Source organism: Nostoc sp., from assembly GCF_036917375.1.
In the GTDB taxonomy this organism is placed as follows: Bacteria; Cyanobacteriota; Cyanobacteriia; order Cyanobacteriales; family Nostocaceae; genus Nostoc.
On sequence record NZ_JBALDN010000031.1, the window covers coordinates 28,717 to 47,322 of the forward strand.

At 46.9% G+C, this 18,606-nt stretch carries 2 protein-coding genes; both read left to right on the top strand.

The genetic code is table 11. The annotated features are described in order from the left end of the window. Window positions 1-10 precede the first annotated feature (10 nt). Complete coding sequence (locus tag V7K45_RS08115; RefSeq protein WP_335002157.1) at window positions 11-12,859, top strand: SDR family NAD(P)-dependent oxidoreductase; 12,849 nt, start codon at window positions 11-13, stop codon at window positions 12,857-12,859. After that, window positions 12,846-18,512 (top strand): type I polyketide synthase, encoded by a 5,667-nt coding sequence (locus V7K45_RS08120; RefSeq protein WP_335002159.1) that lies wholly within the window; start codon window positions 12,846-12,848, stop codon window positions 18,510-18,512. Before V7K45_RS08115 ends, V7K45_RS08120 begins: the two co-directional genes overlap by 14 nt. The last annotated feature ends 94 nt before the right edge of the window (window positions 18,513-18,606 follow it).

Here is an 18,606-nt window from a genome sequence, read left to right on the forward strand (position 1 = left end):
GTAAAAGCAAGTGGTTTCATCATCAGATGAGCGATCGCGGATAGCCAAAGAAGCACTAGTCAAGCTGCGGGAGACAAAAGCAAAACTCACAGAGCTAGAACAAGCTCAAACTGAGCCGTTAGCAATTATCGGTATGAGTTGTCGGCTTCCTGGTGGTGCTAATTCACCGGAGGAGTTTTGGCAACTCCTCAGAGCAGGAGCCGATCTGGTTTCAGAGGTACCTCTTAGTCGCTGGGATATTCAAGCCTTCTACGATCGCAACCCTGGCACACCAGGCAAAATTTACACCCGCCAGGGGGCATTTCTCAATCTACCCATCGATCGCTTTGATGCCCAGTTCTTCGGCATTTCCCCAAGAGAAGCCAATTTTTTAGATCCTCAACAAAGGCTGCTGCTAGAAGTTTGTTGGGAAAGTTTAGAGTCCGCTGGCGTACCTTCTAAGTCGCTGCTAGGAAGCAAAACGGGTGTTTTTGTCGGGCTGATGAACCTAGAGTATCCCACCATAGCTTTTCCCAACTACGAAGCTATCAATGCCCACTCAGCCTCCGGCTCGGCTCCTAGCACTGCGGCGGGACGAATCGCCTTTACCTTTGGTTTGCAAGGTCCAACTCTTACTGTAGACACCGCTTGCTCTTCATCGCTGGTAGCAGTTCATTTAGCTTGCCAAAGTTTGCGGCTTGGGGAATCTAACTTGGCGCTAGCTTGTGGCATTAACCTGATGCTAGTTCCAGAAAGCTACATTGCTGAATGTCAGGCGCATACACTTTCTCCCGACGGTCATTGCAAGACCTTTGACGCCGCAGCCGATGGTTACGGACGTGGAGAAGGATGTGGTGTGGTGGTTCTGAAACGTCTCTCGGATGCCCAACGAGATGGTGACAATATCTTAGCGCTGATTCGAGGCAGTGCTGTCAATCAAGATGGTCGCAGTGGTGGTTTGACAGTGCCTAACGGGCCTGCCCAAGAACAAGTAATTCGTCAAGCGCTGAACAATGGCAAGATCGATCCGGCTCAGATTAGCTATATCGAAGCTCATGGTACAGGCACATCTCTGGGAGATCCCATCGAAATTGTTGCTTTGGATGGAGTGTTTGGGAAAAATCACACCCTAGAAACACCCTTGATTGTTGGTTCTGCGAAGACGAATATCGGGCATACAGAATCAACTGCGGGTATTGCGGGATTAATCAAGTTAGTTTTGCAACTGCAACATGAAGAAATTGCCCCCCATCTACATTTAAAACAACTTAATCCCCACATTAACTGGTCAGAATTGCCGATTCATGTACCAACCCAACTCATGCCCTGGTCGAAGGGGAATCAGCCCCGGCTGGCAGGAATTAGTTCTTTCGGATTCAGTGGCACTAATGCTCATGTAATTGTCGAAGAAGCACCATTAAAGGAGCAGGGGAGCAGGGGAGCAGGGGAGCAGGGGAGGAGTGACAATGGTATTTCCCCTCTGCCCCTTTACCCCTCTGCCCCTCTGCCTCTCTGCCCCTCTGCCTCTCTACCCCTCTGCCCCCCTGCCTCTTCTGAGCGTCCCTATCATCTCCTCACTTTATCTGCTAAAAGTCAGCAGGCGCTAATCGATCTCAGCCAGTCTTATCAAACCTACTTGGAAAGTCATCCAGAGATATTGCTTGCAGATATTTGTTTTAGTGCCAATACAGGGCGCGATCGCTTTGACTACTGCCTTGGACTTGTTGCTGTTACAACCACCGATCTGATTCAAAAGCTGAAAAATTGGCAAGATACTGGCAAAACTAATTCTAACAATCCACCGAAAATTGCTTTTCTTTTTACAGGTCAAGGTTCACAATACACGGGCATGGGTCGGCAGCTATATACAACCGAACCTACGTTCAAAAATTGCCTTGATCGCTGTAATGAAATTCTGCGTTCTGAACTAGAAATCCCTTTATTAGAAATACTCTATCCTCAAACAGACAATTCACCTTTAAACCAAACAGCTTACACTCAACCCGCCTTATTTGCCCTAGAATACGCCCTTTATCAACTCTGGCGATCGTGGGGAATTACACCCAGCGCCGTCGTCGGTCACAGTGTTGGCGAATATGTAGCAGCTTGTGTAGCGGGAGTCTTTAGCCTAGAAGATGGACTCAAACTAATTGCTGCACGGGGTCGCCTTATGCAGCAGTTAGTGACTGAGGGCATCATGGTATCGTTACTTGCACCTGTCGAACAAGTCCAACAAGTAATTGCCCCGTATTCAAATCAGGTATCAATTGCTGCTATTAATAGCCCTGAAAGCACAGTAATTTCCGGTCAAACAGACGCAGTGCAAGCTATTGTTAGTCAACTAGAAAAACTTGGGGTAAAAAGCAAACAACTAGAGGTTTCTCACGCTTTTCACTCACCAATGATGAAACCTATGCTGCCAGAATTCGAGCTAATCGCTCGTCAAATTACTTATCATCAGCCGCAGCTAAAATTCATCTCTAATATCACAGGTACAATTGCCACTTCCGAGGTAACAACACCGGAATATTGGTGTCGCCACATTCTCGCACCTGTGAACTTTGCAGCGAGTATGCAGACATTACACCAGCAAGGTTATGAAGTATTTCTTGAATGTGGTTCGCAACCGATTTTATTAGGTATAGGTCGCCAATGCTTATCTGATGAACGCTTTACATGGTTGCCATCCTTGCGAGGAGGAGAAGAAGACTGGCAGCAAATCCTCTCCAGTTTGGCAGATTTGTATATGCGTGGAGTAGCGATCGCTTGGGCTGGATTTTATCAAAATCTTCATTATCGTAAAGTAGTTTTGCCTACTTATCCTTTCCAGAGAAAACCCTATTGGGCAGAAGTTACTCCAGGAAACAAACACAAACCTACTTCTGAGCAACAAACCCAGGTAATAGCACTGCTCAAAGCGGGGCAAACTGAGCAGTTGTCCCAACTTTTAAGCAGAACCGATCGCCAATTAAATGTTGCTCAAGTTGAAATTTTAGAGCGGCTGATTCAAGAACATCAACAGCAACAAGCGATCGCTTCAATTCAGGATTGGCTGTATGAGGTGCAATGGCAACCCAGTTCTGACCCTGTTTCTGCTCCTGAAAATTCCACACCTGGTCATTGGCTTATTCTTGCCAACTCAGGGACTTTAGCTTCTACCCTAGCTCTAGTTTTAGAGCAACAGGGACAAACCTGTTCTCTGGTAACTTCAGGAAAGGCAGAAGGTTTTACGCTTGGCGAAAGCCCGTTAATGGGAATTATTCACCTGTGGAGTTTGGATTTACCTGCGACGGAAACGCTAACCACTGCTACCTTGACAGCTAGCGTAAATACCAATTGCGGGCAACTACTGGATGTCATGCAAACTGTGGTATCCCAGCCTTGGAGTAGCACTGCTAAACTTTGGGTAATCACAGAGAACGCGATCGCTTTAGGTGAAGATTTACCAGCCATTTCTCAAGCGCCTGTGTGGGGTCAAAGTCGAGTTTTTGGGCTGGAGTATCCGCAACATTGGGGCGGGTTAATAGATTTGGATCGACAAGCTGCCATTCAGGAACAAGCTCAGGCGATCGCAATGGAGTTATTGGGAACTTCAGGAGAGGAACACATAGCCTATCGCTCAGGAACCCGGTATGTTGCTCGACTAGTTAAAAGCTACCCAGAAACTACCTCTAAATTTTCTATTAAGAGCGATCGCTCTTATCTAATTAGCGGCGGATTAGGAGGCTTAGGATTAAGTGTCGCTCAGTGGCTAGTGGAGCAAGGCGCTCGACATTTGATTTTACTCAGTCGCAGTGGCATTAATACCAGGGAAAAACAAGAAGCTGTCAAACGACTCCGGGCAGCAGGAGTAGAAATTGTTACGCCTATAGCTGATGTGAGTGACGATGAAAGTCTCAAAAATGCTTTAGGGGAGCTATTAAGAAAACTACCTACTATCAGTGGAATTATTCATGCAGCAGGTAGCGATGGTGGTATGTATCGGATTGCCGAGCTAGAGCATTCAATACTAGAGCAAACGCTAGAACCCAAAGTAGCTGGTACTTGGAATTTACACCAAATTAGTCAGGACTGGGAATTAGACTTTTTTATCAACTTCTCTTCCATCGCTGCTGTGTGGGGATCGGCAAACCAATCTCACTATGCTGCTGCTAATGAGTTTCAAAATCTATTTGCAGCTTACCGCCAGTCTCAAGGATTACCAGCCTTAACCGTGAATTGGTCTGCCGTTATCGGCGCAGGTATGGTAAATCAACCTGGGGCTGAAGCCTTAACCCAAAGATTGCAAAAAATCGGCGTAGGGAGTTTGAATTTGACTCAGGTTAAAGCCGCGATGGGGTTACTGCTGAACGCCAAAACCCGCCAAATTGTCGTCGCGCCCGTAGATTGGGAACGCTTTGGGGCAATTTATGCAGTAGGTCGAACTCGGCGATTGCTGGAACAACTTGTACCGCAAACTCAACTTGAGCAAGCAATCGAGACAGCAGCACCAACACAGCTACGCGAACAACTAGCATCAGTCCCAGCCGCAGAAGGTCTAGAGATATTGCGCCGCACCTTGCAGAAAGAAGTGGCGCGGGTATTGGGCTTACCGACAGAGGAATTACCAGCGCTTGAGCAAGGATTTTTTGAGTTGGGAATGGATTCGCTCATGGCAGTGGAATTACGCGATCGCCTCAACCAGCTTTTGGGGGTCAATTTACCCAGCACATTAAGTTTTGACTTTCCCAACATTGAACGGTTGACTCACTATCTCGCTACAGAAGTACTAGCACTGGCCCAAGCAAAAGCAAACCAACCAACTGACCCAATTAGTGATATTTATGAACCCATAGCGATCGTTGGCATGAGTTGCCGCTTCCCTGGGGGTGCTACAGATCCCGAAAGCTTCTGGCAATTGCTGGCATCGGGAACTAATGCTAGAGCAGAAATTCCCCAAAATCGCTGGAATGTTGAAACTTATTATGACCCCACTCCCGGAATCCCAGGCAAAATTTACACTCGCTACGGTAACTTTATCAACAGTATCGATCGCTTCGACCCTGCCTTTTTCGGTATTTCTCCCCGCGAAGCTGTAGCAATCGATCCACAACACCGATTGTTGCTGGAAGTCAGTTGGGAAGCTCTAGAACAAGCTGCGATCGCTCCTGATCGGCTGGCTGGCGCGTCTGTAGGAATTTTTGTCGGCAACGACGGACACGACTACGAGCAATTAATCGCCCGACATTTACAGCAAAACCCTGATAGTCCTGTTTGCACTTTCGCTGGAACTGGTAATGCTTTTTCTAGTGCAGCTGGTCGCCTTGCCTACACCTTTGGTTTCACAGGGCCAACCCTGGCTATTGATACCGCTTGCTCGTCATCGTTAGTCGCTATTCACCAAGCTTGTAACAGTTTGCACTTACGCGAATGTCAAATGGCGATCGCTGGCGGTGTCAAACTCCATCTTACTCCTGCCTCTTACATCTGGGCTTCCAGTGTGCGGATGATTTCTGGTGATGGTTTGTGCAAAACTTTTGATGCCTCAGCCGATGGTTATGCCCGTGGTGAAGGCTGCGGTATGGTAGTCTTGAAACGCCTCAGTGAAGCTCAACGCGATGGGGACAGGATTCTAGCTCTAATTCGGGGCAGTGCAGTCAACCACGATGGTTCCAGCAGTGGTTTAACTGTCCCTAACGGGCAGGCTCAACAGCAACTTATTTCTCAAGCACTTGCTTGGGCGCAACTCCAGCCTCATCAAATTAGTTACCTAGAGGCTCATGGAACTGGCACATCCTTAGGAGATCCAATCGAACTCAATGCCGCCGCCGCAATTTTCGGGCAAGAACGCACTCCAGAATCTCCGTTATTTGTTGGCTCAGTTAAGACAAACATCGGTCACTTAGAAGCAGCAGCAGGGGTTTCAGGGCTGATTAAAGTTGTTTTAGCAATGCAACATCAGCTGATTCCACCCCACTTGCACCTACAGCACCCTAATCCCAAAATTGATTGGAAAAATTTGCCCATCCAAATACCGACCAAGTTAACCCCTTGGATTGCATCCGATCGCCGCCGGGCTGGAATAAGTTCTTTTGGGTTTACCGGAACTAATGCTCATCTAGTGCTTGAAGAAGCACCACCGTTACCGGATGCAGTAGAGACGAAATGGGAACGCCCCCTGCATCTGCTAAACTTATCTGCCAAAAATGCAGCAGCATTGAAGCAATTAGCGCTTAATTACTGCGAATACTTGCGCTCAGATGGTATATCGCAACCACTCGCTGACATCTGTTTCACCGCTCACACAGGACGTTTACACTTTAGCGATCGCTTGAGTGTAGTAGGGGCAACAGTCGCCGAGATAACAACAAAACTTACTGCTTTCTGTCACCATGAAGAGTTGCCTGGACTCAGTAGCGGGATAGTTGGAAGTGAACTTCCTAAAATCGCCTTCCTATTTACAGGACAAGGTTCTCAATATGTGGGGATGGGGCAACAACTCTATCAAACCCAACCAACTTTTAGAAAAGCAATTCAGCAATGCGATGAAATTCTGCGTTCGGAACTAGAAATTCCTTTATTAGAAATACTCTATCCTCAAACAGATTCACCTTTAAACCAAACAGCTTATACCCAACCCGCCTTATTTGCCCTAGAATACGCTCTATCTCAACTTTGGCAGTCTTGGGGAATTACAGCTAGTGCCGCGATCGGTCACAGCGTCGGCGAGTATGTAGCGGCTTGTGTAGCTGGAGTCTTTAGCCTAGAAGATGGACTAAAACTGATTGCTGCCAGGGGTCGCTTCATGCAGCAGTTGCCGACTGAGGGCATGATGGTATCTTTACTCGCCCCAGTTGCACAAGTCATAGAAGCAATTGCTCCCTATTTACAACAAGTATCAATTGCTGCTATTAATAGTCCTCAAAGTACAGTAATTTCCGGTCAAACAGCCGCAGTGCAAGCCATTGTTACCGAACTGGAAAAACTGGGAGTCAAAACCAAGCAACTACAAGTTTCTCATGCCTTTCACTCACCACTGATGAAACCAATGGTGGGGCAATTTGAGCAAGTTGCACGCCAGATTACTTATCATCAGCCGCAGCTAAAATTTATCTCTAATATTACAGGCACATTTGCCACTTCTGAGGTAACAACACCTGAATATTGGTGTCACCATATTCTCGCACCCGTGAATTTTGCTGCCAGTATGCAGACATTACACCAGCAAGGCTATAAAGTGTTTGTCGAATGTGGTTCGCAACCGATTTTATTAGGTATAGGTCGCCAATGCGCATCTGATGAAGGCTGTACATGGTTGCCATCGTTGCGAATTGGACAAGAAGATTGGCAGCAAATGCTCTCTAGCTTGGGAAAATTGTATGTTTTGGGAGCAAAGGTAAATTGGGTGGGATTTGAGAGCGACTATCCCCGTCGCAAGGTGAAATTGCCTACTTATCCTTTTCAAAGACAGAGTTACTGGGTAGAAACTCCATCTCAGCCCACAACAAAGCCAAGCTACAACCTGCATCCCTTGCTTGGTGAAAGATTACAACTTGCCAGCCGTACCAAAGAGATTTTCTTTGAATCTATTATTAGTGGATCATCTCCAGCTTACCTAGCTGACCATCGGATATTTGAGCAGGTAATATTTCCAGGTGCAGCTTATTTAGAAATGGCGATCGCAGCAGCAGCTAATGTTTTCCAATCTGACTGCATTGTGTTAGAAAACGTAGCGATCGCTCAACCTTTAATTTTAGAAACACACCAGGAAAAGATTATCCAAGTAATCTTGAGTCCTTTAGAAAATCAGGGTTATGGCTTCGAGATTTGCAGCCGTGACTCTCAGAGAGAAAATAGTGAAAACCCTTGGACTGTCCATACTACAGGTACAGTTTTAGCAAACGAGACAAACACAATCCCCGCAGAATTAGATTTAGACACTTGGGCAAATCAGGAGTCAATCGAAATTAAGGCATTTTACCAGCAGTTACAACAGGAGGGCATTCATTACGGTATCGGTTTCCAGGGATTACAAAAGTTACAGCGAGGACAAAATCAAGCTTTGGGGCAGATTCAACTTCCTGCCAAATTCAATAAATATCCTAACCAAAAACCAAAAAGGTCTCAAACTCACAACGAGCGTTTGGGGGAAAATCCAAAATCCAAAATCCAAAATCCAAAATCGAATGATTATTGGCTCCATCCTGCATTATTAGATGCAGCGATGCAGGTTGTGGGTGGTCTTGTGGAAATAGATCGAGTTGGCACTTACGTTCCCGTTGCTCTTGAACGTTTGATAGTGTACCGCCGTCCCAGCTTAGAAATATGGGCAGTTGCTTCTTTGCAAGAGCAGTCAAGTTTTGCCCTCAAAGCTCAGGTTACATTGTTTGATAGCGCTCGCCAAGTTGTAGCAGTGCTGGATGGTTTGCGATTCCAAGCAGTCACATCTCAAACACTTCTAAATCAAGGTAAAGACTCTTTACAGGATTGCCTTTATGAAGTGGAATGGCGATCGCGAGCTAGGTTTGGCAAATTAGAACCTCCCTATTTTATTCCATCTCCAGAGGCGATCGCTAACCAACTCCAACCGCATCTAGAGGGTTTGATTAGTGGCGATGACATCAAGATTTACAGTACCCTTCTGCCTCAACTTGAGCAGTTAAGTTTAGAGTATATTATCCAGGCATTAAGTCAACTGGGATGGTCTTTCTCAGTCGAAGATAAATTCTCGCTCCTAGTTGCTGCTCAACGTTTGGGTGTCGTACCCCAACACCACCAACTCTTACAACACCTATTACAGATTCTCACCGCAGAGCAAATTTTAACGGCAATTTCCGGTCAGTGGCAAGTCCGCCAACCTCTACCTGCTGCTAACCCAGATATTTATCTCCAAAGTTTGCAACCATACACTACTCTTATTCAAGGCGAACTAACATTGGTGCAGCGCTGTGGAGAGAACCTGTGTGCAGTCTTGCGCGGTGCTATGGAGCCAACCGAAGTAGTTTTTCCCACCGCAGATATTGATTCAGCTACTCAGCTTTACCAAGACTCTCCCGCCGCGCAAATTTACAACACCCTAGTGCAACAGGTTGTGAAAATGGCAATAGCTGATGCACCACCCCAACGGGGAATTCGGATTTTAGAAATTGGTGCAGGTACGGGAGGAACGACCAGCTATTTATTGCCAGAACTACAGGCTAGTCAAACTCACTATTGTTTTACCGATATTGGTCAACTGTTCCTCAGTAAAGCCCAAAACCGATTTGAAAATTATAAATTTGTCGATTACAAAACTCTCGACATCGAGCAAGAGCCAACAGCCCAAGGGTTTGATGTCCATGAATACGATGTAGTCATAGCAGCCAACGTTTTACACGCCACTCAGGATATCAACCAAACCCTACAGCATGTCAAACAGTTACTAGCTCCGGGAGGGTTGCTCGTGTTGCTAGAAGGAACCGATCGCCAACGTTGGATAGATTTGATTTTCGGTTTGCTACCAGGCTGGTGGCGTTTCCAAGACCGAGAATTACGACCCGATTACCCTTTACTCAATGTTTGCCAATGGCAACAAGTCTTACAAACTAATGGGTTGAGTCCTGTTGCTGTGCTACCGCCACCAGCAGCAGGGGCAAAACAGTCGGTAATTATCGCTCAAAATATTCAGCAACCTGTAGAGAAATCAACAGTTAAGCGGGGTTGGCTGATTCTCGCAGATCGGCAGGGAGTCGGTCGCCAACTGGCTGAACATCTGCAAGCGCAAGGGGAAACTTGCTCTGTGGTATTCATCGATAATAAGGGAATGAGGAACAGGCTTGCCGTGAGCGTAGCCGAACGGGAACAGGGAACAGAGGGGAATGACCTGTTCCTTGAACAGACACTACAACTAGAACAATTTGCCTCTCTCCCAGAATACGGACAGTTAATCAAAGAGATTGCCGCCCAAACGCCTGTACTGCACGGCATCATTCATTGTTGGACACTCGATAGCCCTGAAGCTTCAGCGATTAATGCTCAAAATCTGGAAGCGATCGCTCACTTAGGATGCGGTACAGTCTTATCCCTTGTACAAGCAGCGATCGCCGCTAACCTTTCTTTGCAACCCCGACTATGGATAGTAACTTGTGGTACACAACCCGCCGATCGCTCAGAACTGAACCTATCTGGAGTGGGGCAGTCATCTTTATGGGGTATGGGGAAAGCGATCGCCCTAGAGCATCCAGAATTACGATGTACGCGCATAGATTTAGATCCCAGCGAGAGTATTGAAGAACAAGCCGCTAGTCTGTGGGTTGAAGTGTGGGCGGAAGACCAGGAAGACCAAATTGCTCTACGGCGCAACGCTCGGTATCTTCCTCGGTTAATTGCCAGTTCTCAGATTTTGGCACAGCAATCATCATTGTCCATTCCATCCAGTCCCTTTCAACTGACAATGACGAGTCGAGGTTCTTTAGATAACCTCATCCTAGCATCGACAACTCGCCGTTCTCCAAATCCAGGCGAAGTAGAAATTCAAGTCAAGGCCACTGGACTTAATTTTCTGGATATCATCGCTGCTCTAGATTTGATTCCAGAACAAGTGGATGGTGTTTCTCAGTCACATCTCAAACAGATGGTGAGTTTTGGCGGCGAATGTGCCGGGACAATCGCTGCTTTAGGAACAGGAGTTGAGGGATTTGCTATTGGCGATCCGATAATTGCCGTAGTTGAAGGTGCATTTAGCCAATATGTTACCGTCAAGGCTACCCAAGTCGTTGCCAAACCCCAACGCCTGAGCTTTGCCGAAGCTGCCTCGATTCCCAGCAACTTTTTAACTGCTTACTATGCCCTGAAGCATTTAGCAGAGGAGCAGGGGAGCAGCACTTCGGCTTCGCTCAGTGACCGGGGAGCAGGGGAGCAGGGTATCGCCCACAAGGGGCAAGGCTTTGAGCCTTATCTTTTTGGTAAACGGGTGTTAATTCATGCTGCTGCTGGCGGAACTGGGATTGCCGCAGTCCAAATTGCCCAAAAAGCCGGAGCAGAAGTTTTTGCTACCGCCAGTCCCTCCAAGTGGAAAACCCTGGCAGGAATGGGTGTGCGACATATTATGAATTCTCGTACAACCGAATTTGGCGATCGGGTGCTGCAACTAACCCAAGGACAAGGGGTAGATATTGTTCTCAACTCCTTAACTTCTGGTGATTTTGTTGCCAAGAGTCTCTCTGTTGTGAAAGAAGGTGGACACTTCATCGAAATTGCTAAGCGTGGAGTGTGGACAAGCGCCCAAGTTGCGGCTGTGCGTCCAGATATTAATTACACAACTTTCGATTTGGTACGTACTGCTCAAGAGCAACCAGATTTAATACATTCATTGCTCAAAGAAATTACTCAGAAGTTTGCCAGTGGTCATTTTCAACCCTCACCATTAACAATATTCCCCATTCAGCAGACTGTACAAGCTTTTCGCTATATGCAACAAGCCAAGCATATTGGCAAAATTGTTGTTACTCAGGAAGATGAGCCAGGAAGGGAACTCCAAAAAATAAATTATCCTAATTTTTGGACTCAACAAACCTGTTCCTCTCCCCTGCTCCCGTTCGGCTACGCTCACGGCAAGCCTGCTCCCGTTCGGCTACGCTCACGGCAAGCCTGCCCCCCAGCCTTATCCTTTTCTGGCGACGGCACTTATTTAATTACAGGTGGCTTGGGTGGGCTGGGATTATTAGTCGCTCAATGGTTAGTAGACAAAGGCGGCAAACATCTAGTATTAGTCAGTCGTAGCCCAGCTAATGAAGCGGCGCAAAAACAAATTAACGCGATCGCACAAACTGGCGTTGGGGTAACAGTCATCCAAGCTGATGTTGCCGATTATGAAGCCATGAGCCGTGTATTTAGTCATATTCACCAATCTCTGCCAACCTTAAAAGGTATTATTCACTCAGCCGGAATGCTCGATGATGCCACATTGCAGCATCAGAGTTGGGAAAAATTTTCTCGTGTGATGGCTCCCAAGGTGCAAGGAGCTTGGAATTTGCATCAATTAACGCAAGGGGATACTTTAGATTTCTTTATCTTGTTTTCCTCGGTTTCTTCATTGCTCGGTGTCCCTGGACAAGCCAATCATGCCGCAGCGAATGCGTTCCTAGATGGATTTGCCCACTATCGGCGATCGCTCGGTTTACCTGGTCAAAGTCTGCACTTGGGAACAGTGTCCAGAATCGGAGAAGCGGCAAAACAAGGGGCTGACGTGCGTGGGCAACAGCTAGGAATAAAACCGATTCAACCGCAACAGGTCTTACTAGCCCTAGAACAATTGCTGAAGCAACCAGAAGCCGTAGAAGTCGGGTTAGTTGCTATTGATTGGTCTAATAAACAGGGCTTGTCCCATTGGTTAAACTACCGTTTCTTAGCAGATTGGCAAGAGAAAACCGACTCTGCATCTGTCAAAATCGAGTCGGAATTTCTGCAACAATGGCGGACAGCATTGCCTAGCGATCGACGACGGTTGCTGTTAAACCACGTACAACAGCAAGTAGCTCATATATTGGGTATGGCTTCAGCAAATACCATTAATGAAAAGGCAGGCTTTTTTGACTTGGGAATGGACTCACTAACTGCTGTGGAGTTAAAAAACCGATTACAAGGGAGTTTAGGATACTCACTGCCAGCAACAGCGATTATGGACTATCCCACAATCGAGACTCTGGTTAATTACCTAGTGCAGCAAACTTCGGCTTACCTCGACTTCGCTCGGCACAAGTCGCTCAGTGACCATCTATTACCCGATGACCAGTCAGCTGCACCGGAAACAACGGAAATACCTCAAACCAGCGATGCAGATTTAGCTGATTTGTCCCAAGAGGAGTTGGCAGCATTACTTGCTGATGAACTATACGGAGGTGGAGTTAATGAGTCAGAGTAATCCTCAACCGGACTATGCCAAACTTCTCAAAGACGCTTTGCTCGAAATTCGGGAGCAGAAGGCCAAGCTGAACGCCCTCTTGAGTGCCAAGACTGAACCGATCGCGATTATCGGTATTGGTTGCCGCTTTCCAGGTGGCGCAAACGATCCGGAAATGTTCTGGCAACTACTCCAACAGGGTAAAGATGCGATCGCTGAAGTTCCTGGCGATCGGTGGGATATCAACGCCTACTATGACCCCGATCCCGATGCGCCAGCGAAGATGAATACACGCTATGGGGGTTTTGTCAATAACCCGCAAGAATTTGACCCCCATTTCTTTGGCATCTCTGCCCGCGAAGCCATATCCCTCGATCCGCAACAACGCCTCCTGTTGGAAGTTACTTGGGAAACCCTAGAAGCAGCCGCAGTTACCCCTGAAGCTTTGGGGAAAGTTTTAACGGGTGTTTTCATTGGCATTTGTAGCAATGACTATACCCAGAATCTCTTTAACCAAGGAGAGGAGCGGATTGATGCCTACCTAGCAACTGGAAACTCTCACAGTATTGCCTCTGGGCGATTGTCTTACCTGCTAGGATTAACTGGCCCCTGTCTATCTGTAGATACAGCCTGTTCTTCTTCCTTAGTAGCTGTGCATTTGGCTTGTACAAGTCTGCGTAATCAAGAGTGTGATGTGGCGATCGCTGGCGGAGTCCAACGACTCTTATCGCCAGTATTCAATATTAACTTTACAAAAGCACGAATGCTGTCTGCCGATGGACGCTGCAAAACCTTCGATGCTAGTGCTGATGGCTTTGTCCGCTCTGAAGGTTGCGGCGTTATTTTGCTCAAACGTTTATCTGATGCGATCGCTGCTGGAGATAATATTCTGGCCTTAATTCGCGGTTCTGCTATCAACCAGGACGGGCATACTAGTGGGCTGACAGTTCCTAATGGCCCTTCGCAACAAGCTGTAATTCGTCGTGCCCTAGCAGCAAGCGGTATCGAGCCAGCCCAAGTCAGCTATATTGAAGCTCATGGCACAGGCACATCTTTGGGCGATCCGATTGAGATGGGAGCGCTAGGAGCAGTATTTAGCAGCAGTCATTCACCCGATCGCCCTTTGATAGTTGGTTCTGTAAAAACTAATATCGGACATCTAGAAGGAGCAGCCGGAATTGCTGGACTAATAAAAGTCGTGCTACAGCTTCAGCATGACAGCATCGCTCCCCACTTACACCTCAAGCGACCTAATCCCTACATTGACTGGAGCAAACTAGCGATCGCCATACCGACAAATGGCATGGCTTGGGTTCGGGGAGAAAAGCCTCGATTGGCAGGGGTTAGCTCATTTGGCTTTAGCGGTACAAATGCTCATGTGGTGCTGGAAGAAGCACCATTAAAGGAGCAGGGGAGCAGGGGAGCAGCACTTCGGCTACGCTCAGTGACCGAGGAGCAGAGGAGTAATAAAGAATTTTTCTCCTCTGCCCCCCGTCCCCTCTGCCCTGCTGCCTCTTCTGAGCGTCCCCTGCATCTTTTTAGCCTGTCAGCGAAGAGTGAAACGGCTTTATTGCAGTTGGCTTTAGCGTATCGAACTTACCTGGAAACTACGCCGGAATTAAAGTTAGCTGATGTTTGTTTTAGTGCGAATACTGGGCGATCGCACTTTGACTATCGAATGGCGATCGTTGCAGGTTCAACGAACGAGCTAGTCGAACAGCTGAACTCTATTCAATCTGGAAACAAAGGACGAACAGCGATCGCGATTAGTTCAGGTAGGGTATGCGATCGAGAAATCGCCTTCCTATTCACAGGACAAGGTTCCCAGTATGCGGGGATGGGGCAAAAACTCTATCAAACCCAACCAACTTTTAGAAAAGCACTTCAGCAATGCGACGAAATTCTACGTTCGGAACTAGAAATTCCTTTATTAGAAATACTGTATCCTCAAACAGATTCACTTTTAAATCAAACAGCTTATACTCAACCCGCCTTATTTGCCATAGAATACGCCCTTTATCAACTTTGGCGATCTTGGGGAATTACACCTAGTGCAGTAATAGGTCATAGTGCGGGTGAGTATGTAGCCGCTTGTATTGCTGGAGTCTTTAGCCTAGAAGATGCACTGAAACTAATTGCTGCCAGGGGGCGGTTGATGCAGCAATTAGCGACTGAGGGCATGATGGTATCGTTATTTATGCCAGTCGCACAAGTCAGAGAAATAATTGCCCCATATTCAGAACAAGTATCAATTGCAGCTATTAACAGTCCTCAAAGTACAGTCATTTCCGGTCAAACAGCCACAGTACAAGCCATTGTTGCCGAATTAGAAAAACTTGGGGTAAAAAGCAAACAATTACAAGTTTCCCATGCTTTTCACTCGCCACTGATGAAACCGATGCTGCCAGAATTTGAGCAAGTCGCTCGACAAATTACTTATCATTCACCGCAGCTAAAATTCATCTCTAATATCACAGGCACAATTGCCATCGAGGAAGTAATGACATCGGAATATTGGTGTCGCCACATTCTCGCACCTGTGAACTTTGCAGCCAGTATGCAGACATTACACCAACAGGGTTATGAAGTATTTCTTGAATGTGGTTCGCAACCGATTTTATTAAGTATGGGTCGTCAGTGTTTACCTGATGATAGGGGCGTGTGGTTGCCATCGTTGCGAATTGGACAAGAAGAATGGCAACAAATACTCTCCAGCTTAGGACAATTGTATGTTTTAGGCGCAAAGATAGATTGGATGGGATTTGAGAGCGACTACCACCACCGTAAGGTGAAATTGCCAACTTATCCTTTTCAAAGGCAGCGATATTGGGTAGAAACTCCACCCCAGAAAACAAGGAAGCCAAGTTATAACCTGCATCCCTTACTTGGTGAGAGATTACAACTAGCCAGCCGTACTAAAGAGATTTTCTTTGAATCTATGATTAGTGCATCATCTCCTGCTTATTTAGCTGACCATCGGATATTTGAGCAGGTAATATTTCCAGGTGCAGCTTATTTAGAAATGGCGATCGCCGCAGCAACTAATATTTTTCAATCGGATTGTATCGTGCTGGAAAATGTAGCGATCGCCCAACCTCTAATTTTAGAAACACACCAGCAAAAGATTGTCCAAGTAGTTTTACAGCCCTTAGAAAATCAGGGTTATGGCTTCGAGATTTGCAGCCGTGATTCCTCCCTAACAAATCCCTGGACTATCCATGCTACAGGGACAATGTTTGCGGGTAAAGTCGGGGCTGTACCAAAAACTATTGATTTGACAGAATGGCTATCTCATGATAAGTATATTGACCCTGAAGCTTTTTATCAGCGATCGCAAGAACAAGGTATTTCATTTGGGCCCTGTTTCCATTCCCTACAGCAGTTACGGAGCAAAGCCGGACAAGGTTATGCCCAAATCGAACTGCCAAAAGAGACGGGTATGAATGCTACACAAGGATACCAAATCCATCCCATTCTGCTGGATGCTGGACTTCAGTTGGCTGGTGCGGCTACACTCCAAGAAGCGGATCGCTCTTTCCCCTACCTGCCAGTTGGCATTGAGCGTCTGCAAGTTTATCGACGAGCTAACCGTCAGTTATGGGGACAAGCCCAAGCTAGAAATGCGATCGCTTCAGAGAATGAAATTTTGAGTAGTGATATCCAGTTAGTCGATCCTAGTGGAGTGGTGGTAGTTGAAATAGAAGGTTTTGCCATGCGTCGCACCACTAAGCAATCTTTAGAGCGCATGATCAAGCCAGATATTAGCAACTGGTTGTATGAACTTGACTGGCAGATTAAGTCTCTTCCTGCCAAAATTACAGATGCAACAGAGAAGTTTGCAGTCGGGCATTGGCTGATTTTTGCAGACTCTGAACTTGGCGAACAACTCAGCCAGCAGTTAACCCAGCACGGAGGAAGTTGTACAGTTGTCACAGTCGGGGAAAACTATCAGCAGCTAGATGAGAGACATTTCCAGATTAATCCTCTAGCACCAGATGACTTTAATCGGTTACTACAGGCAAGTTGCGATCGACAAACAAAATTGCAAGGTGTAATTCATCTGTGGTCTTTAGAGAGTGCTTCCTCACCAGAACTGGATCTAGATGAATTAGAGAGATCGCAAATCCTTGGCTGTGCCAGTGTTTTACACCTAGTCCAAGCACTAGAGCCGCACGAAAACACGGAAAAAATTCAACTGTGGCTAGTTACAAAAGGTACTCAAGCAGTAGGCACAGAAACTATAACTCAACTACAGCAAACACCATTATGGGGATTAGGACGGGCGATCGCTGTGGAGTATCCTTACCTGAACTGTCGCCGATTAGACCTTGACCTAAATGGCTCTATTTCATTGAATCTGAATGCGATCGTGGATGAACTCTTCTCCCCAGACGGTGAAGACCAAATTGCCCACCGTCAGGGACAGCGCCATGTACTTAGATTAGTTCGCTCTCGACAACAGATGAGAAACGATCGAGTTTCTATTGCAGAGTCAGCGAGTTATCTTATTGTCGGTGGATTGGGAACATTAGGTCTACAAGTTGCCCAGTGGTTGGCAGACAAAGGCGCTCGCCACCTCATACTATCTGGTCGTCGGGAGCCATCACTAATAGCCCTAGCAGCGATCGCCAAGTTGGAACAAGCGGGAGTGCAAGTACTTGTAGAGCAAGCCGACGTTTCTAGCCAGTCCGATGTCACTGCACTCCTGAAGAAGATAGAGGCATTGCCAACATTGCGAGGAATTATCCATGCAGCTGGGATTTTGGATGATGGCATTCTCCAACAGCAAAGTTGGGAGCGGTTTACTAGGGTTATGGCTGCAAAGGTGCGAGGAGCTTGGCTTTTGCATCAGCTTACTCAAGCCTTACCCCTAGACTTTTTTGTTTGCTTCTCATCAGCAGCATCCCTTCTCGGCTCACCAGGGCAGGGCAACTATGCTGCCGCCAATGCCTTTCTTGATGGGTTGTCTCACTATCGCCGACAGCAAGGACTGGCAGGATTGAGCATTAACTGGGGGCCTTGGGAGCAAGGGGGGATGGTAGCACAATTAGAAAACCAACATCAGAGCCGAATGCAGAGTCATGGTCTAGGAACGATTTCACCAGAGCGGGGTTTACAAGCATTAGAAGCGTTATTGGTGCAGGATGTAACTCAGGTTGGGGTTATGTTTGTGAACTGGCAGCAGTTGCTAGCTCAAATAGCACCAGGAGTAAAAGTGCCAATGTTGCAGAGTTTCAAAGTTGTTGAAGCCGACCAACAGTACAAAGATGAACTACTCCAGCAGTTGCAAGCCGCTCCAATTGAAGAACGCCGGGAGTTACTCAGAGCTTACCTGCAAAGCGAGATTGCCAAAGTCTTGGGTCTGTCCAACCCTCAACAAGTAGAGCCGCAGCAAAGACTTTTTGACCTGGGGCTAGATTCGTTAACGGCGGTAGAGTTGAAAAATCGTTTGCAGACAAGCTTGGGCTATGCCATGCGTTCAACGCTGCTGTTCGATTATCCGACGCTCGCAGCACTGCTCGACTATCTGGCTGAAAACGTGATTCCGCTTCAGCCATTAGAACTATCAGAGGAGGTAGATGCTGTAGCGGCTCAGAGGCAACAGATATTAGCAGTTTCAGAAGATGAGGCAGAAGCACTGCTGCTGAAAAAGCTAGAAGACCTTAAGTTCTAATTCCTAAAATTTCCCAGTTAAGTACTTAGACAAAATTAATACACATACTCTTTCCCCATTCCTCATTCCCCATTCCCCATTCCCCATTTTTAAG